At 73.2% G+C, this 25,086-nt stretch carries 28 protein-coding genes, 1 tRNA gene, 1 other RNA gene and 1 pseudogene; 21 read left to right on the top strand and 10 right to left on the bottom strand.

The window, feature by feature from the left end; genetic code table 11:
- Window positions 1-43 precede the first annotated feature (43 nt).
- Genes ACWEPF_RS08760 through ACWEPF_RS08750 form a run of 3 tightly spaced genes read left to right on the top strand, consistent with a single transcriptional unit; the run spans window position 44 to window position 2,790 of the window.
- Complete coding sequence (locus tag ACWEPF_RS08760; protein WP_452171989.1) at window positions 44-832, top strand: SDR family oxidoreductase; 789 nt, start codon at window positions 44-46, stop codon at window positions 830-832.
- 48 nt (window positions 833-880) lie between these two features.
- On the top strand, window positions 881-1,444 hold the full coding sequence (locus tag ACWEPF_RS08755; protein WP_452171988.1) for a TetR/AcrR family transcriptional regulator: 564 nt from the start codon (window positions 881-883) through the stop codon (window positions 1,442-1,444).
- A complete protein-coding gene (locus ACWEPF_RS08750; RefSeq protein ID WP_452171987.1) occupies window positions 1,441-2,790 on the top strand; it encodes an MFS transporter in 1,350 nt (449 codons plus the stop codon). Before ACWEPF_RS08755 ends, ACWEPF_RS08750 begins: the two co-directional genes overlap by 4 nt.
- 121 nt (window positions 2,791-2,911) lie before the next feature.
- Here the strand turns inward: ACWEPF_RS08750 and ACWEPF_RS08745 are convergent, their stop codons facing one another.
- The gene (locus ACWEPF_RS08745; protein ID WP_452171986.1) at window positions 2,912-3,910 is read right to left on the bottom strand and encodes an ABC transporter permease; all 999 of its coding nucleotides are present in this window, start codon (window positions 3,908-3,910) and stop codon (window positions 2,912-2,914) included.
- Window positions 3,911-4,022: 112 nt separating this feature from the next.
- Between ACWEPF_RS08745 and ACWEPF_RS08740 the strand changes: the two genes are divergently transcribed.
- From ACWEPF_RS08740 to ACWEPF_RS08720, 5 genes are all read left to right on the top strand, one after another.
- Entirely contained in the window at window positions 4,023-4,640 is a 618-nt protein-coding gene (locus ACWEPF_RS08740; RefSeq protein WP_452171985.1) for a TetR/AcrR family transcriptional regulator, read from the top strand.
- Between the two features lie 50 nt (window positions 4,641-4,690).
- A complete protein-coding gene (locus ACWEPF_RS08735; protein ID WP_452171984.1) occupies window positions 4,691-4,936 on the top strand; it encodes a hypothetical protein in 246 nt (81 codons plus the stop codon).
- Window positions 4,937-5,009: 73 nt separating this feature from the next.
- Window positions 5,010-5,483 (top strand): NUDIX domain-containing protein, encoded by a 474-nt coding sequence (locus tag ACWEPF_RS08730; protein ID WP_452171983.1) that lies wholly within the window; start codon window positions 5,010-5,012, stop codon window positions 5,481-5,483.
- A gap of 211 nt (window positions 5,484-5,694) precedes the next feature.
- Entirely contained in the window at window positions 5,695-6,264 is a 570-nt protein-coding gene (locus ACWEPF_RS08725; RefSeq protein WP_452172038.1) for a DUF4097 family beta strand repeat-containing protein, read from the top strand.
- Between the two features lie 44 nt (window positions 6,265-6,308).
- Window positions 6,309-7,430 (top strand): serine hydrolase domain-containing protein, encoded by a 1,122-nt coding sequence (locus ACWEPF_RS08720; RefSeq protein ID WP_452171982.1) that lies wholly within the window; start codon window positions 6,309-6,311, stop codon window positions 7,428-7,430.
- Window positions 7,431-7,573: 143 nt separating this feature from the next.
- Here the strand turns inward: ACWEPF_RS08720 and ACWEPF_RS08715 are convergent, their stop codons facing one another.
- Window positions 7,574-7,891 carry a hypothetical protein gene (locus ACWEPF_RS08715; protein ID WP_345282779.1) on the bottom strand — a complete coding sequence of 106 codons (318 nt, stop codon included), beginning with the start codon at window positions 7,889-7,891 and terminating at the stop codon, window positions 7,574-7,576.
- 339 nt (window positions 7,892-8,230) lie between these two features.
- Between ACWEPF_RS08715 and ACWEPF_RS08710 the strand changes: the two genes are divergently transcribed.
- Both ACWEPF_RS08710 and ACWEPF_RS08705 read left to right on the top strand, forming a co-directional pair.
- A complete protein-coding gene (locus ACWEPF_RS08710; RefSeq protein WP_345282782.1) occupies window positions 8,231-9,196 on the top strand; it encodes a hypothetical protein in 966 nt (321 codons plus the stop codon).
- A gap of 216 nt (window positions 9,197-9,412) precedes the next feature.
- Window positions 9,413-10,375: a hypothetical protein gene (locus ACWEPF_RS08705; protein ID WP_452171981.1), complete on the top strand. Its 963-nt coding sequence runs from the start codon at window positions 9,413-9,415 to the stop codon at window positions 10,373-10,375.
- 247 nt (window positions 10,376-10,622) lie between these two features.
- Here the strand turns inward: ACWEPF_RS08705 and ACWEPF_RS08700 are convergent, their stop codons facing one another.
- Complete coding sequence (locus ACWEPF_RS08700) at window positions 10,623-11,264, bottom strand: tyrosine-type recombinase/integrase (RefSeq protein WP_452171980.1); 642 nt, start codon at window positions 11,262-11,264, stop codon at window positions 10,623-10,625.
- Window positions 11,265-11,284: 20 nt separating this feature from the next.
- Between ACWEPF_RS08700 and ACWEPF_RS08695 the strand changes: the two are divergent.
- From ACWEPF_RS08695 to ACWEPF_RS08670, 6 genes and pseudogenes are all read left to right on the top strand, one after another.
- Window positions 11,285-11,407 (top strand): annotated as a pseudogene (locus ACWEPF_RS08695) (HNH endonuclease); the annotation flags it as partial.
- Window positions 11,408-11,472: 65 nt separating this feature from the next.
- Window positions 11,473-11,546: transfer RNA gene (locus ACWEPF_RS08690), tRNA-Trp, on the top strand.
- Between the two features lie 89 nt (window positions 11,547-11,635).
- The gene (locus ACWEPF_RS08685; RefSeq protein ID WP_452171979.1) at window positions 11,636-12,064 is read left to right on the top strand and encodes a hypothetical protein; all 429 of its coding nucleotides are present in this window, start codon (window positions 11,636-11,638) and stop codon (window positions 12,062-12,064) included.
- Window positions 12,065-12,973: 909 nt separating this feature from the next.
- A complete protein-coding gene (locus ACWEPF_RS08680; RefSeq protein ID WP_452171978.1) occupies window positions 12,974-13,207 on the top strand; it encodes a hypothetical protein in 234 nt (77 codons plus the stop codon).
- Between the two features lie 137 nt (window positions 13,208-13,344).
- Window positions 13,345-14,097 carry a hypothetical protein gene (locus tag ACWEPF_RS08675; RefSeq protein ID WP_452171977.1) on the top strand — a complete coding sequence of 251 codons (753 nt, stop codon included), beginning with the start codon at window positions 13,345-13,347 and terminating at the stop codon, window positions 14,095-14,097.
- 32 nt (window positions 14,098-14,129) lie between these two features.
- Complete coding sequence (locus ACWEPF_RS08670) at window positions 14,130-14,393, top strand: hypothetical protein (protein WP_452171976.1); 264 nt, start codon at window positions 14,130-14,132, stop codon at window positions 14,391-14,393.
- Window positions 14,394-14,677: 284 nt separating this feature from the next.
- On the opposite strand, the gene ACWEPF_RS08665 is transcribed toward ACWEPF_RS08670, so the two are convergent.
- Window positions 14,678-14,947, bottom strand: coding sequence for a hypothetical protein (locus ACWEPF_RS08665; protein ID WP_452171975.1), 270 nt, complete (start codon window positions 14,945-14,947; stop codon window positions 14,678-14,680).
- Window positions 14,948-15,353: 406 nt separating this feature from the next.
- Here ACWEPF_RS08665 and ACWEPF_RS08660 point away from each other — a divergent pair, with 406 nt between their 5' ends.
- Window positions 15,354-15,776 carry a hypothetical protein gene (locus ACWEPF_RS08660; RefSeq protein ID WP_452171974.1) on the top strand — a complete coding sequence of 141 codons (423 nt, stop codon included), beginning with the start codon at window positions 15,354-15,356 and terminating at the stop codon, window positions 15,774-15,776.
- Window positions 15,777-15,819: 43 nt separating this feature from the next.
- Here ACWEPF_RS08660 and rnpB read toward each other — a convergent pair.
- An RNA gene (rnpB, locus tag ACWEPF_RS08655) (RNase P RNA component class A) lies at window positions 15,820-16,221 on the bottom strand.
- 39 nt (window positions 16,222-16,260) lie between these two features.
- Complete coding sequence (locus ACWEPF_RS08650) at window positions 16,261-16,626, bottom strand: winged helix-turn-helix transcriptional regulator (protein ID WP_452171973.1); 366 nt, start codon at window positions 16,624-16,626, stop codon at window positions 16,261-16,263.
- A gap of 74 nt (window positions 16,627-16,700) precedes the next feature.
- On the opposite strand from ACWEPF_RS08650, the gene ACWEPF_RS08645 reads away from it, so the two are divergent.
- Window positions 16,701-17,348, top strand: a complete 648-nt coding sequence (locus ACWEPF_RS08645; protein WP_452171972.1) for an NADPH-dependent F420 reductase — start codon at window positions 16,701-16,703, stop codon at window positions 17,346-17,348.
- Between the two features lie 7 nt (window positions 17,349-17,355).
- Here the strand turns inward: ACWEPF_RS08645 and ACWEPF_RS08640 are convergent, their stop codons facing one another.
- The gene (locus tag ACWEPF_RS08640) at window positions 17,356-18,801 is read right to left on the bottom strand and encodes an RNB domain-containing ribonuclease (RefSeq protein WP_452171971.1); all 1,446 of its coding nucleotides are present in this window, start codon (window positions 18,799-18,801) and stop codon (window positions 17,356-17,358) included.
- Window positions 18,802-19,177: 376 nt separating this feature from the next.
- Here ACWEPF_RS08640 and ACWEPF_RS08635 point away from each other — a divergent pair, with 376 nt between their 5' ends.
- From ACWEPF_RS08635 to ACWEPF_RS08625, 3 genes are all read left to right on the top strand, one after another.
- The gene (locus ACWEPF_RS08635) at window positions 19,178-20,404 is read left to right on the top strand and encodes a hypothetical protein (RefSeq protein WP_452171970.1); all 1,227 of its coding nucleotides are present in this window, start codon (window positions 19,178-19,180) and stop codon (window positions 20,402-20,404) included.
- 195 nt (window positions 20,405-20,599) lie between these two features.
- On the top strand, window positions 20,600-21,400 hold the full coding sequence (yaaA, locus tag ACWEPF_RS08630) for a peroxide stress protein YaaA (protein WP_452171969.1): 801 nt from the start codon (window positions 20,600-20,602) through the stop codon (window positions 21,398-21,400).
- A gap of 109 nt (window positions 21,401-21,509) precedes the next feature.
- Window positions 21,510-22,001 (top strand): hypothetical protein, encoded by a 492-nt coding sequence (locus ACWEPF_RS08625; protein ID WP_452171968.1) that lies wholly within the window; start codon window positions 21,510-21,512, stop codon window positions 21,999-22,001.
- 50 nt (window positions 22,002-22,051) lie between these two features.
- On the opposite strand, the gene ACWEPF_RS08620 is transcribed toward ACWEPF_RS08625, so the two are convergent.
- The 3 genes from ACWEPF_RS08620 to ACWEPF_RS08610 all read right to left on the bottom strand — a co-directional run bounded on the left by ACWEPF_RS08620 (window position 22,052) and on the right by ACWEPF_RS08610 (window position 24,917).
- Complete coding sequence (locus tag ACWEPF_RS08620) at window positions 22,052-23,221, bottom strand: bifunctional RNase H/acid phosphatase (protein WP_452171967.1); 1,170 nt, start codon at window positions 23,219-23,221, stop codon at window positions 22,052-22,054.
- A gap of 4 nt (window positions 23,222-23,225) precedes the next feature.
- Window positions 23,226-23,966 (bottom strand): zinc ribbon domain-containing protein, encoded by a 741-nt coding sequence (locus ACWEPF_RS08615; protein ID WP_380150162.1) that lies wholly within the window; start codon window positions 23,964-23,966, stop codon window positions 23,226-23,228.
- 84 nt (window positions 23,967-24,050) lie between these two features.
- Complete coding sequence (locus ACWEPF_RS08610) at window positions 24,051-24,917, bottom strand: Nif3-like dinuclear metal center hexameric protein (protein WP_452171966.1); 867 nt, start codon at window positions 24,915-24,917, stop codon at window positions 24,051-24,053.
- Between the last annotated feature and the right edge of the window lie 169 nt (window positions 24,918-25,086).

Below are 25,086 nucleotides of genomic sequence, written 5' to 3'. Positions count from 1 at the left end.
TTCTTGAACGATCCACCAAGAAATAGGGGACGGGGCAACAGCCATGCGTGGAAAGACTCTTGAGCGGACGAAGCTCGCCGGCCGGGTGGCCCTGGTCACCGGCGCGAGCCGGGGCATCGGCCGGGCCGTCGCCGAGCGCCTCGGCCGGGACGGCGCCCTGGTGGCCGTCGCCCACGGCCGCGACGCGAGCTCGGCCGCCGAGGTGGTCGGGCGGATCGAGCAGGAGGGCGGGCGGGCCTTCGCGGTCCGGGCCGAGTTCGGCCGGCACGGCGACGCCGCCGCGCTCTGGGCCGCCTTCGACGCGGGCGTCGCCGCCCACGCGCCGGACAACGGGGTCGACATCATCGTGAACAACGCCGGGATCGCCCACGCCGCCGACCTCGCCTCGCTCACCGAGGAGGGCTTCGACGAGGTCTTCGCGGTCAACGTCCGGGCGCCGTTCTTCGTGGTGCGGCACGGCCTGGAGCGGCTGCGCGACCACGGACGGATCGTCAACGTCTCCAGCGGCGCCGCCCGCCTGGCGATGCCCGAGGCGATCGCCTACGGGGCCACCAAGGGCGCCCTGGAGACCTTCACCCTCAACCTGGCCAAGCAGCTCGGACCGCGCGGCATCACCGTCAACTCGGTGGCCCCCGGCGTGGTGGACACCGACGTCAACGCGGGCTGGCTGCGCGGCAATCCGGCCGCCGAGGCACACGCCGCCTCGCTCGCCGCCCTCGGCCGGGTCGGGCAGCCCGAGGACGTCGCCGACATCGTGGCCTTCCTCGCCTCCGCGGACGCCCGCTGGGTCACCGGCCGCTCGATCGACGCCACCGGCGGCGCGGGGCTCTGACCAACCCCGGTAGACAGTGTCTACTCCCACCTGGTAGACACTGTCTACATGACCGACGAAGACCTCCGCGCCCGCCTGGTGGCCACCGGTGCCGAGCTGCTCGCCCAGGAGGGGCCGCAGGCCCTGACCCTCCGTGAGATCGCCCGCCGCGCCGGGGTCTCGCACGGCGCCCCGCGCCGTCACTTCCCCACCCACCTCGCCCTGCTCTCGGCGATCGCCCGTCGGGGCTTCACCGACCTGGCCGCCCGCCTCGACCGGGCGCCCTCGGGCGGCCCGCGCGAGCAGCTCGCCGAACTGGCCCGGATCTACCTGGAGTTCGCCGCCGAGCAGCCCGGCATGTACGAGCTGATGTTCCGCCACGACCTGCTGGAGAGCGGCGAGCTGGGCCTGCGGGAGACCAGCCTGCCGCTGTTCGCCCGGCTCGGCACCCTGATCGCGGTGGCCCGCCCGGGCACCGACCCCACCGCGGCGGCCGGCGCGTTCTGGGCCAACCTGCACGGGCTGGCCCAGCTGCACCGCTGGGGCAGCCTCCAACTCGCCACCGGTCAGGCGGAGATCACACCCCTGCTGACCGCTGCCCTGGACGCGCACCTCGGCCCGGCCGCCCGGTGACCGCCCTCACCGGCTCCGTCGCCGTCCAGCGGGTGAGCCGCCGTCAGCAGCTGTTCGTCCTCACCGGCAGCATCACCGGGGCGGCCGTGGTCGCCCTCGACGGCACCGTGCTGACCGTGGCCCAGCCCACCCTGCGGCGCGACCTGTCGGCCACCTTCGCCCAGGTCCAGTGGACCAGCACCGCGTACCTGATCGCGGTCACCTCCCTGCTGGTCTTCGCCGGCCGGCTCGGCGACCGCTACGGCCAGCGCCGGGTCTTCGCCGTCGGCGCCGTCGGCTTCGGCGTCGCCTCGGCCGCGGTCGGCTGCGCCCCGTCGATCGGCTGGGTGATCGCCCTGCGAGCCGCCCAGGGCGTGTTCGGCGCCCTGCTGCAGCCCGCCACCCTGGGCCTGCTGCGCGCCGTCTACCCGCCGGACCGGCTGGGCACGCCGATCGCCGTCCGCACCGCCGCGATCGGCCTGGCCGCCGCGGCCGGCCCGGTGGTCGGCGGCGTGCTCACCACCCACCTCGGCTGGCGCACCGTGCTCTTCCTCGGCGTCGTCCCCGCCGTCGCGGTCGGCCTGTTCGCGCTCGCCGTACGGCTCCCCGGGCCGACCGCCACCGCCCGCCCCGGGCTCGACCTGCCCGGGGCCGCCCTGCTGGCCCTCACCCTGGCCGGGCTGGTGCACACCCTGACCGCCCTCCCGCACCCCGGCCCGGTGGCCCCCGCGCTCACCGGCCTGGCCGCCCTCCTGCTGGTGCGGCACGAGCGCCGCACGCCGCACCCGCTGCTCCCGGCGGCCCTGCTGCGCACGGCCCCCACCGCACCGGCCCTGGCCGTCCTGGTGAGCGTCTCCGCCACCGTGTTCGGCACGCTCTACCTGGTCACCTACCTGCTCCAGGACACCCTGGGCCTGTCCGCCCAGGACGGCGGACTGCGCGGTCTCCCGCTCGCGCTCGCCATGGTCGGCGCGGCCCCGGCCGCCGCGGCCCTGATGCGCCGTCACGGCCCGCGCCGCGCCGCCGCCTCCGGGCTCCTGCTGACCGCGCTCGGCGCACTGCTGCTCTCCCGGCTGGCGCCCGGCACCTCCTGGTGGGGAAGCACCCCCGGGTTCCTGCTGCTGGGCGCGGGCTTCGGCACCGCGATGGTCACCGGCACCGCCGTGGTGGTGCGCCGGGCCGCCGTCGCGGACGCCGGGACCGCGGGCGGCCTCCAGCAGACCGCGATGAACCTCGGCCCCGCCCTCGGCATCGCGGCCGCGGCCACCCTCACCACCCTCGGCCTCTCCCCCGCCGCCACCGTGCTCGCCCTCGCCGCCACGGCCGCCGCCGCCCTCCTGCTCACGCGGGGGCTCCCCCGGGCATGACCGGCGGGCCCGGCCGAGGCGCAGGCTCAAGGCGCAGGCCGAGACGCAGGCTCAAGGCACAGGTTCAAGACCCGACCGGTCGTCAGCGGGCCCGGCGGGACCGGTGCCCGCTGACGACCGGTCAGGCCGCCGCCACCGGCTCGGGAGCCGCCTCGGGGGCGCCCCCGGGAGCGGTCCCGACCGGCGGGGCGGCCCGCCGCCGGGCCGCGACCAGTCCGACCACCGCGAGGCCGAGCCCGGCCCACAGGGCGAGGGTGAGCAGCGGCCGGCCGGCCGCCGCACCGTCGAAGTAGGCCACCGAGCGCAGCGCCGATCCGGCCGCGCCGGGCGGGAGTTGGGCGCCGATCACCCGGGCCGCACCGGGCAGCATCTCGGGGGCCGAGGTGATGCCCGAGAAGGCGTTGCCGACCAGCACCATCAGCAGGGCGGTGATCCCGATCCCGGGCATGCCGATCAGCGAGGCCAGCCCGGCCGCGGTGGCGCCGACCGCGAGCGCGGTCAACCCGAACACCCCTGCTTCGGCGAGCCAGTTGCCGCTCAGCGCGCCCAACCAGGCGTGGCCGACGGCCACCGCCACCAGCCCGGTCAGCGCGGCCGCGCCGAGCAGCGCGCCGATCGCCGACGCACCGCGCAGCCGCAGCACCGTCACCAGCGCCCCGGAGGCGATCCCGGCCAGCACCAGCGGCAGCAGCCCGGCACCCAGCACGGCGCCGCGCGGGTCGGCCGCCGGGGCCGCGACCACGTCGGTCACCGCGGCCCGGCCGCCGCTCGCGCTCTGGAGCAGCTGGGCCACCACCGGCCCGGCCGCCGAGGCGGTGTAGAGCTCGGGGCCCTGCGGCCCCACCACCAGCGCGCCGTAGACCTCTCGCTGTTCGATCGCGGCCCGGGCGGCCGGGCCGTCGGCGTACTCGTGGATCTCGAACGCGCCTTGCCGGTGCGCGAGCTGCTCCTTCACCTCGGCCGTGGCGGCGGCCGGCCCGGCCACGCCGACCGGCAGGTCGTGCGGGGCCAGGCGGGCGGCGGGCCAGGCGAAGGCCCAGAGCGCGAAGGCCACCAGCAGGGGGACGACGAGGCAGACGACGGCGATCCGACGCGGTGTCGGCGGCAGGTCGGCGGACATGACTGTTCTCCGCTCTCAAGTCAAAAAGAAGGATCGTTCGTTTTACGAGACTCACTGTCGGACGCCCGTGGCGCGGTTGTCAAGAAGGAATGTTCGTTCTACGGTGGCGACCATGGCCCGCGTATCCCAGGCACACCTCGACGCCCGCCGCCGCCAGATCCTCGACGGCGCCGTCCGCTGCTTCTCCCGCAACGGGTTCCACGCGACCTCGATGCAGGACGTGCTGCGCGAGAGCGGACTCTCCGCCGGGGCGGTCTACCGGTACTTCGCCAGCAAGGACGACATCATCCAGGCCATCGCCGTGGAGGTGGTGGACACCATCCGCTCCGCCTACGCCGAGGCCGCCGGCGCCAGCCCCCGGCCCACGCCCGACGCGCTGCTCTCCACCGTGCTCGACCGGGTCTTCCACATGGCCGCCGGCGGCGACGACCCGCTGGTCTCCACCCGCCTGATCCTCCAGGTCTGGGCCGAGACCCAGCGCAACGAGGACCTGGCCGCCGCCCTGCGCGCCGGGTTCGCCGCCCTGCACGAGCTCTGGTCCGGACTGGTCCAGGAGTACCAGCAGGACGGCCGGCTCCCGGCCGACGTCCCGGCCGCCGACCTCGCCCGGATCCTGATCGCCACCGCCCAGGGCCTGATCGCCCAGCAGGCGCTCTTCGGCGACGTCGACCCCACCGCGATCGGCACCGCCCTGCGGGCCGTGCTCCGCCCGGCCGCCCCCGCGCAGTAGCGGCCGCCGGGGAGCCGCGCACTGTCGCACCCCTGCGCGATGCTGACGGGATGAAGCTGCCCCGCGTCCGCTGCCCGGAGCCGTCCTGCTCCCGCCAGGTGGCCCTGATGCCCCTGGCCACCCGCGCCGGCTACGGCGTCGTGCACGACCACAAGCTGCACAGCCGCTCGCTGGCGCTCTGCCCCGGCTCGATGACGCACGTCCCGCTGGCCGAGGCCGCCGCCCGCCAGGACCAGCTTCCGCTGGAGGGCCTGCCGACCACCCAACCCGCCGACCAGCAGCCGCTGTTCGACTGACAGCCCCGCCCTCGATCGGGTGGCCGGATCCACCTCCCCGCCACCGGCGGCCCGTGCGCCTCGTTGATCGTTCGTGCAGCTACCTCTGGCCGAACACCTGAAGACGCTCACCCACGGCATCGTCTGGACGTGCGCGTTCACCACCGACACCGCCGGACGCCCCGTCATGCTCAAGTCCGTCTACGACCCCGAGGTCTGGCAGTTCGGCGGCGGCAACGTGGACCACGGCGAGCACCCGTGGGAGAGCACCGTCCGCGAGGTCCGCGAGGAGACCGGCCACACCCTGCGCGGCGAGCCGCGACTGCTCGGCGTCATCTTCCAAGCCCCGGCGGACGGTTGGCCCGCCAAGCTGGGCCTCGCCTTCGACGGCGGCCTGCTGACCGCCGACCAGATCGAGGCCATGGTCCTCGACCCGGCCGAGCACACCGAGGTCCGCGTGCACGCCCTCGACGACTGGCGGCGGATCCTCACCCCGGCCCGCTACGCCCTGGTCGCCACCCTCGCCACGGCCCGCCGCACCGGCACCGCGCAGTACCTCGCCTCCTGAGCGTTCACCGTCGGCCCATTGCAACAGTGCATCAGCTGACGTTGCATTAGCCAGCACCCTTGTTGCAATGATTTATGCCACTTCACCTGCAGTTTCCTCTACTTAATGCAACTTCCTGGTTGCCCAGACCGTGACTGCAACGTAGCGTTTGCGATGCCAGAAAACGCCAACGACGCAGGGACGGATCACCGTGAACACCTTCACCGCCACCATGACCATCGCCTCCGGCCGGCTCCGGATCGTCGCCGCCGACCGCACCGACTCCACCGTCCGGATCCTCCCGGCCGACCCGGGCAGCAGCCGCGACGTCAAGGCCGCCGAGCAGACCGTGGTCGAGCAGCGGGACGGCGCGCTGCGCATCCACACCCCCGAGTCGGCCAACCGGGCCTTCGGCCCCTCCGGTTCGGTCGAGGTGACCGTCGAACTGCCCACCGGCTCCCGGGTGCTGGCCGAGATCGCGGACGGCGCCCTGCACTCCACCGGCCGCCTCGGCGAGGTCACCTTCACCGGCGCCAACGGCACCGTGGACCTCGACGGCACCGGCACCGCCCGGATCACCCTCCAGGCCGGCGACATCCGGCTCGGCTCGCTGTCCGGCGACGCCGAACTCACCACCGCCAAGGGCGACATCACCGTCACCACCGCCCGCGGCAGCTCCGCCGCACTGGACGCCTCCACCTCCTACGGCCGCGTCGTCAACGCCCTGCGCAACGACGGCTCCCCCGTCCTCACCATCCGCGCCACCACCGCCTACGGCGACATCACCGCCCGCTCGCTCTGACCCCCCACCCCTCAACACCCCGACCCGGCAAGGAGATCGCCACCATGTCCGACCACCTCACCACCACCGCCACCGGCGTCACCACCGCCACCAGCACCGACCGCCCCGAACTCCGGGCCGCCGTCGAGGAGATCGCCGCCGACGGCTGGGCCGGGATCCAGGTCCGGGTGAACGACCGCCAGGGCGAGTGGACCGGCAGCGCCGGCATCGGCGAGCTCGGCTCCGACGCCCCGCCACCGACCGACGGGCACTTCCGGATAGGCAGCAACACCAAGACCTTCACCGCGACCCTGGTCCTGCTCCTGGTCGCCGACGGACTGCTCGGCCTGGACGACCCGGTCGACGACCACCTGCCCGGGTACGGGCTGGACCGCCGGATCACGGTGCGGATGGTGCTCCAGCACACCAGCGGCCTGTTCAACCACACCGGCGAGTACTACGAGGACGGCACCACCGCCCCCGGCATCCCCTGGCAGGGCCAGGAGTGGGTGGACAACCTCCTCCTCACCTACCGCCCCGAGGAGTTGCTCCGCCTCTCCCTCGCCAAGCCGGCCCGGTTCGAGCCCGGCACCGACTGGAGCTACTCCAACACCAACTACGTGCTGGCCCGCCTGCTGGTCGAGCGGCTGGCCGGCCGCCCCTACGCGGAGGAGATGCACCGCCGCCTGCTCGGCCCGCTCGGCCTCACCGGCACCCTGGTCCCGGACGCCTCGCCCGAGCTGCCCGGCCCGCACGCCCACGGCTACTACACCTACCGGGACGGCGAGGAGTGGCGGACCGTCGACGTCACCCGCTCCAACCCCTCGTGGATCTCCGCCGCCGGCGACATGATCTCCACCACCCGCGACCTGCACGTCTTCTTCTCCGCCCTGCTGGGCGGCCGCCTCCTCCCCGCCGAACTGATGGCCGAGATGCGCACCCCGCACACGAAGTTCGCCTACGGCCTGGGCCTGATCGTCGAGGAGACCGAGGCCGGCACCCTCTACACCCACAACGGCGGCTTCTGGGGCTGGGGCGCCCTGATGTACGGCTCCCCCGACGGCGGCACCACCCTGATCGCCTCGCTCACCACCGGCGACGCCCGGCTCGAGTTCGCCGAGACCGCCGCCGCCTTCGCCAAGGTCCAGCGGACCCTCCTCCCGCTGGTCTTCCCCCCGCGGTCCTGACCCGCCTCCCGCCGGTCCTCCCCGCGCAGTCCTGACCCGCCTCCCGCCGGTCCTCCCCACGCAGTCCTGACCCGCCCCCGATCCACCCCTACGGCCCCGGGCCGCGCCGGGCCTCCAGCCCGGCGCGGCCCGCCGACGCGTCGTCAGCCGCCGATCCCCTCCCGCAGTTCGGCCTCCACCAGCCGCGCCATGACCTTCTCCCGGTACGGGTGCCCGGGCTCGATCCGCTCGGCCCACTCCCTGGCCTCCGCCAGCAACGCCCGCCGCCGCCCGGGAAGTCCGGCCACCCGCTCCGAGCCGCTCGCCTCCACCAGCACCCGCGCCAGCCTCGACCCGTACGCCTCCGGGCTGACCTGCACCAGCGTCCGGTAGACCCACAGCCCGTCGGTCCCGCGCAGCAGCCTGCGGTCCAGGCTCAGCAACCTCATCCGGGCCCGCAGCACCCGCTCCTGATCCACCATCACGTCCCCCTTCGTCACCGCACGCCCGATCGCCGGACCCGACGGGGCCCGGTGGGAAAGGACGTGGAATGCGTCGAGTCTGGGCCCGCACCCCCGGCCCGGACAAGATCGGAAAAGGGTGTTCCGTGTCCTACCGGATCGATGGTCCGACGGGATACATTGGGGTCGCCTCACACCCCGCTTCGCGGACGTAGTACCCCGGTGACCACCGCCCGGGGCCCACGGGGCAGGATCCCCCGTCACACACCCCCCGCCGCGGATGCCGGTTTCGCATTGGTGTATGAATTCTCTGTCGCACTCAAGACATACACACTTTCTTTACCTTTCCTAGGGGGAACCATGCGTAAGAGCACGTACCAGCGTGCCGCCGCGCTCCTGGTCGGCATCGGCGCCGTCCTGGCCACCGCCGGGCCCGCAGCCGTCGCCGCCCCGGCACCGGGCCTCACCGGCAAGCCGGAGCCGATCACCCGCACCATGCCGAAGGCGCCCGCCGCCAAGGCCCTCCGGTCGGCGCCCTCCACCGCCCAGGCCGCCCCGGCCGCCGCCGCGCTCACCGCGGTGGTGCGCCCGGGCCAGGTGCTCGCCCCCGGCGACAGCGTGACGGCCGGCAGCACCACCCTGGTGATGCAGGCCGACGGCAACCTGGTGCTCTACCTGGTCGCCTCCAACGGCTCCCGGATCCAGGCCCTTTGGGCCTCCGGCACCTGGTGGAGCCCCGGCGCCCACGCCGAGATGCAGGCCGACGGCAACCTCGTGATCTACCGTCAGGGCGGCAGCGACGCCACCGGCGGTGCCATCTGGCACAGCAACACCTGGAACCACCCCGGCGCGGTCCTGGTGCTCGCCTGGGGCGGCCTGATGATCGGCGTCCCCGGCTCCGACGCCCCGCTGTGGGACGCCCGCACCGGCTTCGTCCCGACCGAGGTCAACGGCGAGTACACGGAGAACCCGTCGGACACCATCGGCACCGAGCAGGGCCTCGACCCCAACACCTGGGTGGAGTCCCGCAGCACCATCCTGATCATGCAGAACGACGGCAACCTGGTGCTCTACCGCAAGTCCGACGGCCGGGCCATCTGGGCCTCCGGCACGTGGAACCGTCCGGGCTCCTACGCCTACATGGACGAGGACGGCGTCCTCTTCGTCGCCGACGACAACAACCTCCACTGGCGCACCTACACCGAGGGCAACCACGGTGCCTACGCCATCGCCCAGGCGGACGGCAACTTCGTCGTCTACCGCCAGGGCGGCGGCCACGCCGCCGGCGGCGCCCTCTGGTCCTCCGGCACCTGGGGCAAGGCCTGAGCCACCGCGGCTCCGGAGCCCTCCCCCCACCTCGGTGATTCCCCCCGGCCCACCCGCCGGGGGGAATCACCCCTGGACTTCACCCCCTGGTCCCGAGCCGTTCTCCCGGCCCCGGGCGCCGGGAAAATCCCGTCCGGTTGTCACTCGGGTGGTGTAGAAACTCTCTGTCGAACACCAGTCTTCGACAGCTTCTTCACCTTTTTCCTAGGGGGACCCATGCGTAAGAGCACGCTTCAGCGTGCCGCCGCGCTCCTGATCGGCGCCGGCGCGATCCTGGCCACCAGCACCACCGGATCCGTCGCCGCACCCGCCGCGGGCAAGTCCGAGAAGCCCGCGCCGGTCGTCCGCACGATGCCGAAGGCGCCCGCCGCCAAGGCCCTCAAGTCCGCTCCCAACGCGGCCCCGTCCGACTCCGAGGCGCCTCAGGTCGCCTTCCTCATGCCGGGCCAGCGGCTGGAGTCGGGCAGCAGCCTGAACGCCGGCAGCACCACCCTGGTGATGCAGACCGACGGCAACCTGGTGCTCTACCTGGTCGCCACCGACGGCTCCCGCATCCAGGCCCTGTGGTCCTCCCGGACCTGGAACAACCCCGGCGCCTACGCCACCATGCAGACGGACGGCAACTTCGTCGTCTACCGCCAGGGCGGCGGCCCCACCACCGGCGGCGGCCTCTGGTCCACCAGCACCTGGAACCACCCCGACTCCTACTTCGCCCTCGCCCTCGGCGACCTGCTGGTCGGCCCCCGCACCGGCGGGGACCCGTTCTGGAGCAACGGGACCGGGGCCCTCCCCGAGGTCGTCAACGGCGCGTACACCGGCAAGCCGTCCAGCAAGATCGAGTCCGACCTGGGGCTCCTCGGCGGCATGTGGGTGGAGTCCCGCACCACCGTCCTGCTCAAGCAGAACGACGGCAACGTGGTGCTCTACCGCAAGTCCGACGGCCGGCCGATCTGGTCCACCGGCACCTGGAACCAGCCGGAGAGCTTCGCCTACATGAACCCGGACGGTGCCTTCGAGGTCCTCACCGAGTTCGGCACCCCGTGGAGCACCAACACCCACGGCAACCCCGGCGCCTACGTCATCGCCCAGGAGGACGGCAACTTCGTCCTCTACCGCCAGAACGGCGGCCCCAACGCCGGCGGCGCCCTCTGGTCCTCCGGCACCTGGGGCAAGGCCTGACCCACCCCGGGCCCCGGCACCGGGCCGTGAGGACTCGAACGGGCCGGAGGGCGCACTCCTCCCAACGGCCATGAGAAAGGCCCCCTGACCTGCGTATTAGCAGGTCAGGGGGCCTTTCCCCAGCTTGGCGGCGGACGAGTCGGCCTATACGCCGGGCACAGTCTCCGCAGATGTACTGACCTGCGAAAACGCCCTTGGCAGGGCCTCGATCGCCACGCCATCGCCACACCTCGGCGGAACGCCACGCTCATGCGGCCAACTCCACGTCGTCGTCGCCCACACTATCGGGGATCACCACGTCGGCGGTCTCCTCGAAGAACACCGCTTCCAGGGCGACGCGGTCGCGGGCTGCGGCCCCCTTCACCTGGTGGTGGTAGGTGGCGTCCAGCTCGGCTTCGGAGGCGTGGCCCATGTAGAGCTGCACCGTGGACTTGGAGAGCCCCTGGTCCAGCGCACAGGAGGCGAAGGTGTGCCGGAGGTCATGGAAGCGGAAGTCCGCTGGGAGCCCAGCCGCCGCCAGCGCCCTCTTGAAGGTCTTGTAGAAGGAGTCCCGACGGAAGAGCTGAGCCCGGGACGACCGGAACAGAAGTCGCTGTCCCCCTGGCAGCACGACCACCGAGTGGGCGTCCAGGTGATCGAGCAGTGCCCGGTGGACGAAGGCCGGGAGGGGCACCTCCCGCTCGTGCGACCTCTCGGTCTTGTTGTAGTCGACCAACACCGCCTGGGACTTCACCTTGATGACCTGCCGCCGAACCGTGACAGTGCCGGCTGTGAAGTCAACGGCATCCTGGCAGAGGCCGAAGGCCTCCCCGGAGCGAAGGCCGCAGCCAACTCCCACAAGGATCATCGCGCGCGAGTGCGAAGGCATCGCTCCGCACAGGGCCCACACCTGCTCTCCAACAGTGCGGCTCTCGAACCGAGTTGGAGGTGGATCACAAGATTCCGGTGGCCCAGGGCGGAACCTGGGAGCTGGAAAATCTGGTGACACTGTGCCGCTCGTGCCACAAACTCAAGACCTACGACCGCTCGTAGCTCAGATGCCAGAGCGCCGTCCTCAAGGCGGTGGTCACCGGTTCAAGTCCGGTCGAGCGGATCGTGCGGGTATAGCTCAATTGGCCAGAGCAGCCGCCTCCAAAGCGGCAGGCTGGGGGTTCAAGTCCCTCTGCCCGTGCTTCAACTACGGCTCCACGTAGCCGTTTCCAGGCCCGCCCCACCTCTGGGGCGGGCCTTCTTCATGCCCTCTTCCCTCTGGAGATCACCATGCTGGTGGACTGCGCCGGCCGCTGCGGCGACTGCCCGTCCTGCTCTGGCCCGGTACCGGGCCCTCTTCCGAACCGAGCTGCTGACCGCCGGTGGCGCCACGAAGCGAGCGCGGACCTGTACGACCTGGCCGACCTCTACGGCGTCGAGGTGCACCTGGCGGTGCTGCGGAATGAATTCATCTCCCGCCACGGCGTCCGTCTCTTCGCCGTCCTCGCCGCCTTGGTCTCGCTGCTGATCACCCGTCTGCCGGCCGTCCCATGGGAGGCCCTTCTCGCCGTGGCCGCCGCCGTGCTCGGTGTCGGTGAGGCCGCACAGCGGCACGAGGACACCAAGACCACTGTGGCCCTGCACAAGGCGTCTCCGTGGGACCGGGCTGCTGCCCGTCAGGTCGAGCTCACCGAGCAGGAGGCTGAGCTGACCGTGTGAGAACGGTAGGCTTCTGACGATCCGAAGGGGGCTTACTGTTGTCGCGAGCGCGACCCCTTCGGGCCCCAACTCGCCGCGAGGATCGGCCTGTCGGGCCTATGTCTTACCATGTGGCACATGGGGGATCATGCAGCGCGCCTATTGAAGTTGAGTCGGCATCTGCATGCCCTTCGCCCTGACTCGCAGGTCGCCATCAGGCCTTTAGCCCTGCGTGGACAAAAGCGCTCCTGACCTATGGCCATCAGCCGCACGTCGATCTGAAATTTGCCTCCTACGAGTTTGAGTCGTGGGTCGTCCAGTACACGCGTACTGCGGTCATGGCGGACTCCTCCGCCACACAGCACGGCCACCTAGACGGCGTAGAGCTCGACTGGGACCGCATTCGCACCGCCGATGCAGGCCCTGACGACCTCCTCACCACTTCCGTGGGGGTCACCTCTGCGGTAGACGCCCTCCGGGTCCACTCCTGCTGTGGCTGGTGGTCCGTTCAGGACTCCCTGGTGATCGACACGGTTGCGCTTGGCCATTGGGGCCTCTTCGACTACGTCGTTGAGTTCAAGACCTTCTCGCCCCCGCAGGACCCCCGTAAGGCACTCCAAGAGCTCCTCAGTCTGCTGACCCTGGCCCTGTTCAGCACGCAGGCGGGGCTCCGCCTTCTCGTGTCTGGGGCACGTCCAGCTTCCGTGGGTTACGTGCCTCCCGCGTGGGTCTGCGTCTGCGGTAGCGAACGACTGGCCGGCCCTGTGGTGCCCCGGGGACCGGGCTCGCTCCTGACGGCGTCCCGACGCCAGCCGGGGATGGCCCGGCTGACGTCCCGTCAGGGGCACTTCCAGGGCTTCGCTCTCGCCGCGTAGCTCGTGCCCCCCTGGGGACGGTGTAGTGCGTAGCTTTTTTGATCTTCTTCTGACCTTGGTCACCGTGATCCCCTGGTGGGGCTGGCTGATCTTGATCAGCCTGTTCATCGCCGCCTGGGTGGCTGACCGGTTCTTCGAGAAGTCCATGCCCACCGAGTCCGAGCACCGGCTCACCTGGTGGCAGGACCGCAACCGCTCGAAGCAACAGAAGCACGAGCAGAAGCGGCTGGAGCGCAAGCAGCGGCGCGACCAGAAGGCCCGTCAGAAGCGGTACGAGCTGCGGAAGTAGCCCGACAGCAAGCCCCCTCCCTCACGGGAGGGGGCTTGCTGTCATCGCGCGGATGCCCCTCTGGGCCTCAACTCGCTTTCATTGAAGTAGGTTTGTCTGACGGATGCCCTATCATCGGTCCCATGGGAGTTGGAGGCGTGGGCCACCTTGTGGAAGCAGTGCGGCGCGCTGGTCTCCTCAAGTACGCGCGCTCGGCGGTGAGCTTCGGCGGGACCAATGCAAACGTCGTAATTCTGGACAGCAGCGTCTACAACGGCATCCTCGACTCGTTCGACTCCGGGGCACCTGCCAGTGTCGAACGTTTGGTTCATCACCATCTGCGTGAAGCGGCCGCGGCCTCTGCCGTTGCCCCTCGGCACAGCTATCGGCGCGACCTCCTCCGCCAAGGTGCACAGCAGCTTGCCGAACTCCTGGCGGGTTCCCCCTGCCTAGAGCCCGCCGGCTTCGAGAGGGACGGTTCGTTCGATCCACTGGCAACCACCTCGGCGGTGGAGGCCTCGAAGCTGCTCTCCTGCTGTGACGTAGAAGCGCGACTTGGGCTGATCATCCGATCAGAGTGGCCTCAGGAGCTGATCATCGAGTTCCAGGGAGGAAGCGGCCCTCGTCCGCCACGAAATCCCATCGACGACCTGGCAGCCCTTCTGACTCTGCTGACGCTCGCCCTGTTCAGCGCCAGAGCGGCCTTCCGCTTGTTCGTCGTAGGGGCTCACCCCGCTTTCGTTGGCTACGTCCCGCCCACGTGGGCGTGCGTGTGTGGAACCGAACGACTAGCCGGCCCCGTCGTGCCCCGAGGGCCTGGCTCAGCCCTGACGGCGCTCAGGCGTCAGCCGGGTCCGATCCGGCCGACGCCCCGTCTGGGGCACGTCGACAGCTTCGTTCTCGCCGCGTAGCTGGTGCCCTCTCACCGAGAGGGTTCAAGATCATGTTCAACCTCCCGCCCGACACCCCTTGGGTCGCCGTGCTCTGCCTGGCCGGCCTCGCACTCTTGGGGGCTATCGTCCAGCGCATCCTTCGCGAGGTGCTCCCCGGCAACTCCAGGGACAAGTTGTCCTGGTGGCGTGACCGGCGCGAGCACAAGCAGCTTCGCCGCGAGGAGAAGGCGCGTGCCAAAGAGCTGAAGAACCGCCAGCGGCAGCTTGAGCGTAAGCAGAAGGAGCGTCAGAAGCAGTTCGAGCTCAAAAAGTAGCTATACAGAAGGCCCCCTCCCGTGGCGGGAGGGGGCCTTTCTGCGTTCCCGACCTATGCCGCCTTAGTGTTGTCGGAGTACCAGGTCGCCACCTTCCGGGTCCACCAAACGCGGGCGGACTCCGTGTCTGCTTCTTGCGCCATCTCCACCCAGTTCGCGGGAGCTGGGCCCCGCGCGCCAGCCGCAGGCCGCTCAGCGGCCGGCACGGCCTCCTCCTGCTCCTCAATCAAGTTCAGTAGCGAGGCGTCATCGCTGGCTGGTTGGCTCGCCTGGGACATGGGCGACTACGGGTCCGCTCGCTCTTGTACGGTCAGGCCGTTAAGGCCGCGCAGTCCGCCGGTGACCCTCTCCTGATCGCCTATCAGATTGGTTCGCTGGCCCAGTTCGAAGGCCAGGCGGGCAACGCCGCTCAGGCCCTCAACCTCGCCGAGCGGGCACGCAAGGCTCTCGGGACCAGCGGCCCTCAGATCGCGGATGCATGGCTTGCCAGCGTCGAAGCTCTGGCTCACGCCGCAGGCGGGGACCCACGGAAAGCAGATCGCTCTCTTGTTCACAGTCGCACCGTGGCGGCTGGCCTCAGCTCGGAGGAGCCTCCGCCTTGGCCTTGGGTCTTCGTCTTCAACGAGGAGAAAGTGGCGGCTGCGCGAGTCACTTGCGGGACGCAGCTCGGCCTGTCCGATTGGGTCCTGGGCGAGGACGTAGCAGCGCTCACCACCGGCCATGCTACGCAGCGAGCGCTACTGATCTTGGATGTAGCCCGGGGGCACATGGCTGCCGGCCACGTTGAGGCAGGCTTCGCCCCGGCGTCCAGCGCACTCGACGTGGGGCTGGAGTACCGGTCCGGTCGAATCGTGGAGAGGGCCCGAGCATTTCGGAGATCCTTCACGAGCTCGTCTCTGCACAAGGACTGTGCGCGACTTTGACGAACGCCTTCACGACGTCTACCTGCAGGAGGGGCACATGCGAATCGGGATCACTGGCCATAGGGGCCTCAACGCCGATGTGGAGGTCCAGGTTCGCAGGCTCCTGGCGGAAGCGCTCCGCGGCCGTGAGTCGGAGTTGGTCGGCGTGTCCTGCATCGCCGACGGACCCGACGCCTGGTTCGCCGAGATGGTCCTTGCCGCGGGCGGTCGGCTTGAGGTCGTACTCCCGGCGGACGAGTACCGCGAGTCTCTCCCCACAGAGCACCACCCGATGTACGACCGACTGATGCGGAACGCGTCCGAGGTCCACCGGACGGGGATGGTCGCCTCTGACTCTGCTGCGCACATGGCGGGCAGCGAGGTCTTGGTGGGCTTGGTGGGCTTGGTGGACGAGGTGTTCGCCGTCTGGGACGGCCTCCAGAACCAGCCCCCTGTGACGGCCATGAGAAAGGCCCCCTGACCTGCGTATTCGCAGGTCAGGGGGCCTTTCCCCAGCTTGGCGGCGGACGAGTCGGCCTGTACGCCGGGTTCTGTCTCCCGGGGTGCTTGCGCGGCCCGGGGAGGCGGCCATCCATCTAGGGCTGCCGTTGCCGACAGCCTCGTGCGGTCTACCCGCGGACTCGGGCGAGCAGCCCTCGTGCATCCGCGCACGGCGCCCGGGGGCGCCGATCTTGACCTTGCTCCAGGTGGGGTTTACCTAGCCGGCCGAGTCACCTCGGTCGCTGGTGGTCTCTTACACCACCGTTTCACCCTTACCACCGACCGGAGTCGGTGGCGGTCTGCTTTCTGTGGCACTGTCCCGCGGGTCACCCCGGGTGGGCGTTACCCACCACCCTGCTCTGTGGAGCCCGGACGTTCCTCGGCGAGCCCCCGAAGGGACCCGACGCGACCGCCCGGCCGGCTCGTCCGCCGTACTGGTCATCGTAGCCGGTCGGGCCGGGCGGTCAGGACAGCGGCTCGGGGGGCAGAGCGGCGTCCCGGGCGGCCATCACCTCGTCGCCGTGCTCGAAGGCCCACCCGCCGACCGCCTCGATCGGGGCCAGGAAGCTGCGGCCGAGCTCGGTGAGGCGGTACTCCGGGCGGGGTGACGGGCCGTCAGCGGCGTGCCGGTCGACCAGACCGTTGACGTGGAGACGGCGGAGGGTCTCGGTGAGGACCTTGGACCTGATGCCGCCGATGAGCTCGCGCAGTTCACCGTGGCGCCGGGGGCCGTCCCGGAGGGCCCGGAGCACCACGGGGTTCCAGGTGTTGGCGAGCAGGTCGAAGCCGAGCCGCGCGCGGCAGTCGGCGAGGAAGGGGTCGTCCGGCACGTACCGAATGGTGCCCGACCGGGTCCCTAGCGTGGTGGTGAACGGTCGAACCCACGTCGGAGAGGGAGCGGTTGATGAGGATCGGGGTGCTGGGTACGGGCGGCATGGCGGACGCGCTGGCGGCCCACTGGGTGCGGGCCGGGCACCGGGTGACGGTCGGCGGGCGGGACGCGGGCCGGGCGCGGCGGCTGGCGGAGCGGACCGGGGCGGCCGCGGACGGGCTGCGCGGGGCGGCCGCAGGTGCCGAGGCGGTGCTGGTGGCGCTGCCGTTCGGGGCCGGGGCGGAGGTGGTCGGCGGGCTGCGGGCGGAGCTGGCGGGCACGGTGCTGATCGACTGCTCCAACCCGGTCGGGCCCGGCTTCCGACTGCTGACCGAGGGCGGGGCCTCGGCCGCGCGGCTGTTGGCCGGGGCGGCGCCGGAGGCCCGGGTGGTGAAGGCGTTCAACCTCTGCCACCGGGACGTGTGGCGGATGCGGCCGCCGGTGTTCGACGGCCGTCCGCTGGCCGTGCCGCTCTGCGGGGACGACGGCGCGGTCGCGCTGGTGGCCGGGCTGGTGCGGGACGCGGGGTGCGAGCCGTTGCCGGCCGGTGGTCTGGAGCGGGCGGGGCTGCTGGAGGCGACGGCCGCGCTGTTCATCGGGCTCTGGGTCGGGGAGGGGGCCGACGTGCAGGCCATCGCGCCCCCGGCGGCGTACGCGGCCGGGCCTCCCGCGCGTTCCTGAGGGGTCGTCAGGCCGGGGCGAAGGCGACGGTGCGGGTGGTGGGGTCGGCGAGGGTGAGCCGGACCGTGAGGCGTTCGCCGAGCGGGAGCGGGCCGGGGCCCTCGCAGCGGCCGACCACGGCGGGCTCGCGGAGCTGGACGGTGCCCTTGGCCGGGTGGCGCTCGTCCACGTCGACGACCACGGCGTCGAAGCGCTCGCCCTCGCGGCCGTGCAGCAGCTCGGCCTCGACCAGGTCGACGCAGGCCCGCTCGATCTCCCGGGCCCGGCGGTCACCGCCCTCCAACAGGGCCGGGAGTTCTAGGAGTTGGTCGCGCACCCAGGCCGGGGGCTCGGTGCCGCCGGCGATCGCCAGGCAGAGCTCCTGGACGTAGCGATCGCCCAGCCGCCGCAGCGGCGCGGTGCAGTGCGCGTACGGCGCGGCCAGCGCGGCGTGGCCGGGGTCGGCCGGTGGCGCGACGCCGCGGGCCGCGTCGAAGGCGTGGTAGCCCGCGCCGCGCAACAGGCCGGTGCACTCCTTGAGGAAGGCCGCGTGGTGGGCCCGGGCCGGGTCGAGGGAGCGGATCAGGGCGGGGTACGGGGTGCCGGGCGGCCATTCCACGTCCAGCGCCTTGGCGGTCCGGCGCAGCCGCTCGTACGCGGACTCGGGGGCGGCGGGCAGGGTGCGGAGCAGGCCGACGCCGGCGTCCAGCATCAGCTCGGCGGCGGCCATACCGGTGAGCAGGGAGATCTGGGCGTTCCAGCCGTCGGCCGGGCGGGGCGCGCGGTAGGCCAGGCGGTAGCCGCCGTCGGCCGGTTCGACCTCCTGCTCGGGGATCGGCAGGCTGACGCCGCCGCGGTCCGCCTCGCGCTGCTCGCGCAGGCGGCCGACCTCGGCGAGCAGCCGGAGCTGTTCGTCGGCGGCACCGCGGTCGACGGCCTCCTGCACGCCCTGGTAGTCGAGGCGGCGGCGGGAGCGGACCTGGGCGCGGCGGACGTCGGCGAGCAGCACCACGCCGTCGGCGTCGAGGTCCAGCTGCCAGAGAAGGGCCGGGCGCAGCTCGCCGGGGAGCAGGCTGGCGGCGTCCTCGGAGAGCCGGGCGGGGTGCAGCGGGATGCGCAGGTCGGGGAAGTAGAGGGTCTGGGTGCGGCGGTGGGCCTCGGCGTCGACGGCACCGCCGGGGCGGACGAAGGCCGAGACGTCGGCGATGGCGTAGTGCACCCGGTAGCCGCTGCCGCGCCGGCCGAGGCCCATCGCCTGGTCGAGGTCGCGGGAGCCGGGCGGGTCGACGGTGAACAGCTCCAGGTCGGTCGCGTCGAACTCCGGCAGCCTCGGCACCCCCGCCGCCCGCTCCGCCTCCTCGGCGGCCTCGGGCGACCAGCCGCTCGGCAGCTGGAGCCCTTCGCGCAGCTCGGCCAGCTCGCGGTTGATCCGCGCGGAGTCGGCGGCCCTGATCCTCAGCTGTTGACGCGGCATGCTCGCAGCGTACGGCGCCGCCGACCTGACGGCCCGTCGGACCGCCCCGGGCACTCCCCCGGAGGGCGGCCCACCACCCGGGAGACAGAACCCGGCGTACTGGCCGACCCGCTGCCTGACGCCCCGTCGAGCGGGCGGACCCGCCGGACGGACTTACCCGCAGGGGGGTGGTGACCGGACCCGGCGCGCCGGGTCCTGCCACCACCTGAGGACCCTTCGGGGCCACCCCGGCACCCCGGCGGGCAGACCTCCGAACGGACACGCCCCCGCCAGGAGGCCCCGCCCGTCGCGATCCCCCCGCCTGACGACCCGTCGGAGCGCCTCCGGTGCGCCGCACGGCGGGCGGGATGCGGGGCGGCGGGCGGAGACTGGGGGCGTGGAGCTGGTGGAGCGGCGGGCCGTCCTCGCCGGGCTGGCCGGGTTGTTGGAGGCCAGGGCGGCGGAGCTCGGGCCGGCCGGGGCGGCGGAGGCGGCGGACCGGTGGCGGCAGGGTGGTGCGCTGCGGCGGGTGCTCGGCGACCGGGCCGGTGAGGGCGAGGACCTGCGGCGGGCGGCGCGTGCGCTGTGGCGGTGCGGGCGGGGTGAGGAGGCCGGGCGGGCGGGGCGGCGGGCGGCGGAGCTGCTGACGGGAGCGGCGGCGGCCCGGGCGTACCTGGATCTCGCGGAGGCGGCCGGGGCCGCGCAGGACCTCGTGGCGGTGGCGGCCTGGTCCCGGCGGGCGGTCGCCGCGGACGGGAGGGTGGCGGCGCGGGCCCGTTGGGAGCTGGCGCTGGCCCGGGTGGTGGCCGGGGGCGGGGAGTGGGGTGCGGTCGAGGCGGGGTGCGGGGTGGAGGACGTCGAGGAGGCCGTCCGGAGGGGTCTGGCGGTCGGGGAGCTGGCCCTGCTGCAGGGCGATCCGGCCCGGGCCGGGCGGGCCCTCGAACGGGCGGTGGCCCACTGCCGAGAGCATGGCCTGACGTGGCAACTCCAGGAAGCGGAGGCGCAGTTGGTGCACCTTCGACTGTTCGAGGGCCACTGGCGGGAGGCGGTGCGGGCGGCCGACGAAGCGCTGCGCGTGCCGGGGCTGCCGCTGACCGCCAGGGTGCGGGCGCTTCAGGTGGTGGGCACCGTGCGGGCCAGGTGCGGGGAGCCGGGGGTGTGGGGGCCGTTGGACGAGGCGGTGGCGGCGGCCGATCCGGTGGACCTGCGGCTGCTGGGCCCGGTGTGGGTGGCGCGGGCCGAGGCGGCCTGGCTCGGCGGTGACGAGGAGCGGGCGGCGGCCGAGGCCCGGCACGGCCTGGCGATGACCGGCGGACGCGGCGCCCCCTGGCTGGCGGGGGCGCTCGCCGTCTGGGTGCGGCGCAGCGGCGGCCGCGTGCCGCAGCTCCGGGCGGCCGGGCCGTACGCGGCGGAGCTGGCGGGCGCCCGAGCGGCTGCCGCGCAGGCCTGGGAGCGGCGCGGCTGCCCGTACGAGGCGGCGCTGGCCCGGCTGGGTGGCGATGCGACGGCGGTCCGCCGGGCCTTGGCCGGCTTCGAGGCGGCCGGGGCGCGGGCAGCGGCCTTCCGTGCCCGGGCCCGCCTGCGGGCGCTCACCGCTTCCGGCGGAGTGGCGCACACACCCTGAACGCGCCGGACCGTCGGTCTCGCGCCGCGGCCTTCCGTGCGCTCCCCCGGGCGCTCGGCGCCCCCGGCGGTGTGCCGTCCAGGCCCCGCGCCCGTCGGAGCAGGGGCGTCGACCTCCCGAGGCCCGGCACGGGGGCGGGCGGCGGGCCCGTACAGTTGCAGGGTCCGCTGCCACAGACTGTTGAAGGGTGTCGCCGTGCTGGTGCTGTTGCCGCCGTCGGAGGGGAAGGCCGCTGCGGAGGCCGGGGTGCCCTTGGAGTTGGACGGGCTGTCGCTGCCGGGGCTGACGGCGGGGCGGCGGGCGGTGCTGGACGCGCTGGTCGGGCTCTGCCGGGGAGACGAGGAGACGGCGCGCCAGGTGCTCGGGCTGAGCGAGGGGCTGCGCGGGGAGGTGGCGAAGAACGCCGGGCTGCCGACGGCGGGGGCGCTGCCGGCGGGCGAGGTGTACACGGGGGTGCTGTTCGACGCGCTGGGGCTGGCGAAGCTGGACGAGGCGGCGTACGCGCTGGCCGAGCGTTCGCTGGTGGTCTTCTCGGGGCTGTGGGGCGCGGTGCGGATCGGTGACCGGATCCCGCCGTACCGCTGCTCGATGGGCGTGAAGCTGCCGCCGCTGGGGGCGCTCGGGGCGTACTGGCGGCGGGAGATGGCCGAGGTGCTGCCGGAGGCGGCGGGCGAGGGGCTGGTGCTGGACCTGCGCAGTGCGGCGTACGCGGCGGCGTGGAAGCCGGCCGGGGCGGTGGCGGCGCGGACCGCGACCGTGCGGGTGCTCCAGGAGCGCGAGGTGAACGGGGAGTTGAAGCGCTCGGTGGTGAGCCACTTCAACAAGGCCACCAAGGGCCGGTTGGTCCGCGACCTGCTGAACGCGGGTCAGGAGCCGGCCTCCCCGGGCGAGTTGGTGGACGCGCTGACCGGGCTCGGCTACCGGATCGAGGTCCTGGCGGAGGGCACCGCCCGCAAGCCCTGGCAGCTCGACGTGGTGGTCACCGAGATCCACTGAGCCGGGGGCATTTGAGCCTCCGTACTCAGGCGCACCTGTCGGTGCCGGATGAGACTGTGCGGGTACGTCGGGCCGTCGGGGCCCGGCGTCCGGTACGAGGGGGACGAACATGAAGCACGCGGGAACGGTCCTGGCGGCGGCACTCACGACGGTGGCGGCGGTCGCGGCGGTGGCCGTCCCGGCCGTGGCCGTGGCCTCGGCGGGCGACGGGGCCGGGCAGGCGCCGTCGGGGACGTACGAGCAGGGCACCCCGGGCACCGGCGAGATCCTGCCGTACCCGGGCGCGGAGGGGCTGATCTGGATCCCGGACTGGATCGGCGACGGGGGCGCCGTCACCGGCGGGGCGTACGCGGCGGGCCCGCCGGTGACCGTCACGGTCGGCTGCCGGGGCACGTCGGCCGGGAGCACGGTGGCGGTGACCTTCACGCCGTACTACGGCGACCTCACCCCGACCACCTTCACCGTGGACTGCCCGGTGGACGGCACGGGCATCGCCTCCGCGCAGGTGACGGCCGAGCAGGGCCGGTCCTTCCACGTCGGGGTGGACGCCTCCGCGCCGGACGTGCACTGGGGCCTGACGGTCACTCAGCCGGACGCGTGAGCCGGCCGGACGCCTGAGCGGGTGGGGCGGGGCCGAGGCCCCGCCCCGGCTCAGCGCAGGTGCGAGGTGTCGTTCAGCAGGCGCAGCGAGGCGTTGCCGTCCGCGTAGTACTGGACGGCGCAGAGCGAGGCGGCCGAGAGCTCCATCCGGTAGAGCGCGTCCGGCGGGGCTCCCAGCGCCAGCCGGACCAGGGTCTTGATGGGGCTGACGTGGGAGACGACCAGGACGGTCTTGCCGGAGTAGCGGGCCAGGATCTTGTCCCGGGCCGTGCCCACCCGGTGGGTGAGGGTGGTGAAGCTCTCGGTGGAGCCGGTCGGCTTGGCCTTGGCGGAGCCGAGCCAGGCGGTCAGGTCGTCCGGGTACTGCTCCTGGGCCTCGGCGAAGGTGAGGCCCTCCCAGGCGCCGAAGTCCAGTTCGCGCAGGCCGTCCTCGATCCGCACGTCCAGCCCGAGCCGGGTGGCGACGGCCTCGGCGGTCTGCCGGGTGCGCAGCATCGGGGAGCTGACGACGGCCTGGACGGTGCCGCGCGCGGCCAGCGCCTCGGCGGCCCGCTCGGCCTGCCAGCGGCCCTTCTCGGAGAGCGCCGGGTCGCTGCCGCCGCTGCCGGAGAAGCGCTTCTCCGGGGTGAGCGGGGTCTCGCCGTGCCGGAGCAGGACGAAGGTGGTCGGCGTGCCGAGGTCGGCGGGGGCGGCCCAGCCGGCCCGGGGCGCGGCGGGCTCGGGCAGCGGCTCGTCCGCCGGGGCGGTGCCGGTGACCGGAGCGGCGGCGGACGGGCGGGCCTTGGGCTCCCACTGGCGGCCGGCCTTGCCCGCGTCCATCGCCTCGTTGGCCAGCCGGTCCGCGTCCTTGTTGCGCTCGCGCGGGATCCAGCTGTAGTTGACCTGGGCCCGGGGCAGCACGGTGGCGGCCTCGGCGGCCAGCGGCCGCATGTCGGGGTGCTTGATCTTCCAGCGGCCGGACATCTGCTCGACCACCAGCTTGGAGTCCATCCGGACGTCCACCCTGGCTTCCGGGTCGAGCTCGGCGGCGGCCCGCAGGCCGGCGATCAGGCCCTTGTACTCGGCCACGTTGTTGGTGGCGTGCCCGATGTACTCGGCGGCCTCGGCGATGATCTGGCCGGTGTCGCCGTCCCGGACCACCGCGCCGTACCCGGCGGGGCCCGGGTTGCCCCGGGAGCCGCCGTCCGCCTCGACGATGAACCTGCGCCCCGTCCCCGTCACCGGATCAGATGCCCGACTCGCTGGTGCGGACCAGGATCCGGCCGCAGTTCTCGCAGCGGACCACGGCGTCGGCGGCCTCGGCCTTGATGGCGTTCAGGTCGGCCGCGGCGAACTCGACCCGGCAGCCCTCGCAGCGGCGCTGGAACAGGCGGGCCGCACCGACGCCGCCCTGCTGCTCGCGCAGGCGGGTGTAGAGCTTGATCAGGTCGGCCGGGATGACCTGGGCGACGGCCTCGCGGTCCCGCTTGACCTTCTCGGCCTCGCCGTCGATCTCGGCGAAGGAGGCGTCCCGGCGGCCCTCGGCCTCGGTGAGCACCACGGTGGAGTGGTCCAGACGGGCCGTCAGCTCGGTGACCCGGGTCTGCGCCGAGTCGAGGCGCTCCATCACCTCGAGGACGACGTCCTCCAGGTCGGCCTGACGCTTCGCCAGCGACTCGTTCTCGTGCTGGAGGTTCTCCAGGTCGCGCGGGGAGCCGGTGCCGGAGTCCAGGCGCTGCTGGTTGCGGGCGGAGCGGGCGCGGACCTGCTCGACGTCCTGCTCGGCCTTGGTCTGCTCGCGCTCGGTGTCGCCGAGCTGGGCCTGGGCGGCGATCACCAGGTCCTTGAGGGCGGTGTGGTCGGCGGTGGCCCGGTCGATCTCGGCGTGCTCGGGCAGGCTGCGGCGACGGTGGGCCAGCTGGTCGAGCTTGGAGTCGATGGCCTGGAGGTCGAGCAGGCGGATCTGGTCGGCGGGCGCGGCGTTCACTGCGGGGGCTCCTGTGGGTCTGTCAGCTGGCGGCCGTCGGTGCGGCCAAGGTCTTCGGTGCGGCGCCGGGTCCGGCGGGTGCCGTTACGGGGTCAGCGAGGTCGGCGGGGTCAACGAGGTCGGCGGGGTCATCGGGGCGTGCGCGGTCCACGGGTCGGTGACCAGGTGCGAGACCCTGGTCTCCACGGTCCAGCCGCGGCCGGCCGCCGCCTCGGCGAGGCCGCGCTCGGCCAGCCGCAGCCAGGGCCACTCGGTGGCCCAGTGCGCGGCGTCCACCAGCGCGACCGGGGCGGCCTCGACCGCCTCGGAGGCGGGGTGGTGCCGCAGGTCGGCGGTGACGTAGGCGTCCACCCCGGCGGCCCGGACCTCGGCGAAGAAGCTGTCACCCGACCCGCCGCAGACCGCGACCCGGGTGATCACCCGGTCGCCGTCCCCGGCGACCCGGACCCCGGTGGCGGTGGCCGGCAGCCCGGCCGCCACCCGTGCGCCGAACTCGGTGAGGGTGAGCGGGGGCTCCAGCACGCCGATCCGTCCGGTGCCGCGGCGGCCCTTCGGGTCGGTCGGGTCCGGGATCAGCGGGCCGAGCACCCGCAGGCCGACGGCCTCGGCGAGTGCGTCGGAGACGCCCGGGTCGGCGTGGTCGGCGTTGGTGTGCGCGACGTGCAGGGCGATCCCGGCGCGGATCAGCGAGTGCACCACTCGGCCCTTGAAGCCGGTGGCGGCGACGCTGGTGGTGCCGCGCAGATAGAGGGGGTGGTGGGTGACCACCAGGTCCGCGCCCCACTCCGCGGCCTCGTCCACCACGGCCTGGACCGGGTCGACGGCGAACAGCACCCGGCGGACCTCGGCCTCCGGGTCCCCGCAGACCAGCCCGACGGCGTCCCAGGACTCCGCCCAGCTCGGCGGGTACAGCTCTTCGAGCGCGTTGATGACCTCGGACAGTTTCGGCACCTGTCGAGACTACCGTGCGCGGGCGCTTCCCCCGGCCCGGGGACCGGCGGGCCCGGGTCCGCGCCGGGCCCGCCGGATGCGGACCGGTGTGCGTCAACCGGCGTGCGGGGGCAGTCGGTGGTGAACGAAGGGGTGCGCGACCCCCCGACGGCGCGACACCGCTGCTCAC

This window comes from Kitasatospora sp. NPDC004289 (genome assembly GCF_053602875.1).
This window is presented reverse-complemented; position numbering and strand designations above follow the sequence as displayed.

Coding starts and splice junctions, on each gene's coding strand:
- ACWEPF_RS08760 (WP_452171989.1), top strand. CDS start 44: ATGCGTGGAAAGACTCTTGAGCGGACGAAGCTCGCCGGCCGGGTGGCC.
- ACWEPF_RS08755 (WP_452171988.1), top strand. CDS start 881: ATGACCGACGAAGACCTCCGCGCCCGCCTGGTGGCCACCGGTGCCGAG.
- ACWEPF_RS08745 (WP_452171986.1), bottom strand. CDS start 3,910: ATGTCCGCCGACCTGCCGCCGACACCGCGTCGGATCGCCGTCGTCTGC.
- ACWEPF_RS08740 (WP_452171985.1), top strand. CDS start 4,023: ATGGCCCGCGTATCCCAGGCACACCTCGACGCCCGCCGCCGCCAGATC.
- ACWEPF_RS08735 (WP_452171984.1), top strand. CDS start 4,691: ATGAAGCTGCCCCGCGTCCGCTGCCCGGAGCCGTCCTGCTCCCGCCAG.
- ACWEPF_RS08725 (WP_452172038.1), top strand. CDS start 5,695: ATGACCATCGCCTCCGGCCGGCTCCGGATCGTCGCCGCCGACCGCACC.
- ACWEPF_RS08720 (WP_452171982.1), top strand. CDS start 6,309: ATGTCCGACCACCTCACCACCACCGCCACCGGCGTCACCACCGCCACC.
- ACWEPF_RS08715 (WP_345282779.1), bottom strand. CDS start 7,891: ATGGTGGATCAGGAGCGGGTGCTGCGGGCCCGGATGAGGTTGCTGAGC.
- ACWEPF_RS08710 (WP_345282782.1), top strand. CDS start 8,231: ATGCGTAAGAGCACGTACCAGCGTGCCGCCGCGCTCCTGGTCGGCATC.
- ACWEPF_RS08705 (WP_452171981.1), top strand. CDS start 9,413: ATGCGTAAGAGCACGCTTCAGCGTGCCGCCGCGCTCCTGATCGGCGCC.
- ACWEPF_RS08685 (WP_452171979.1), top strand. CDS start 11,636: ATGCTGGTGGACTGCGCCGGCCGCTGCGGCGACTGCCCGTCCTGCTCT.
- ACWEPF_RS08670 (WP_452171976.1), top strand. CDS start 14,130: ATGTTCAACCTCCCGCCCGACACCCCTTGGGTCGCCGTGCTCTGCCTG.
- ACWEPF_RS08660 (WP_452171974.1), top strand. CDS start 15,354: ATGCGAATCGGGATCACTGGCCATAGGGGCCTCAACGCCGATGTGGAG.
- ACWEPF_RS08645 (WP_452171972.1), top strand. CDS start 16,701: ATGAGGATCGGGGTGCTGGGTACGGGCGGCATGGCGGACGCGCTGGCG.
- ACWEPF_RS08640 (WP_452171971.1), bottom strand. CDS start 18,801: ATGCCGCGTCAACAGCTGAGGATCAGGGCCGCCGACTCCGCGCGGATC.
- ACWEPF_RS08625 (WP_452171968.1), top strand. CDS start 21,510: ATGAAGCACGCGGGAACGGTCCTGGCGGCGGCACTCACGACGGTGGCG.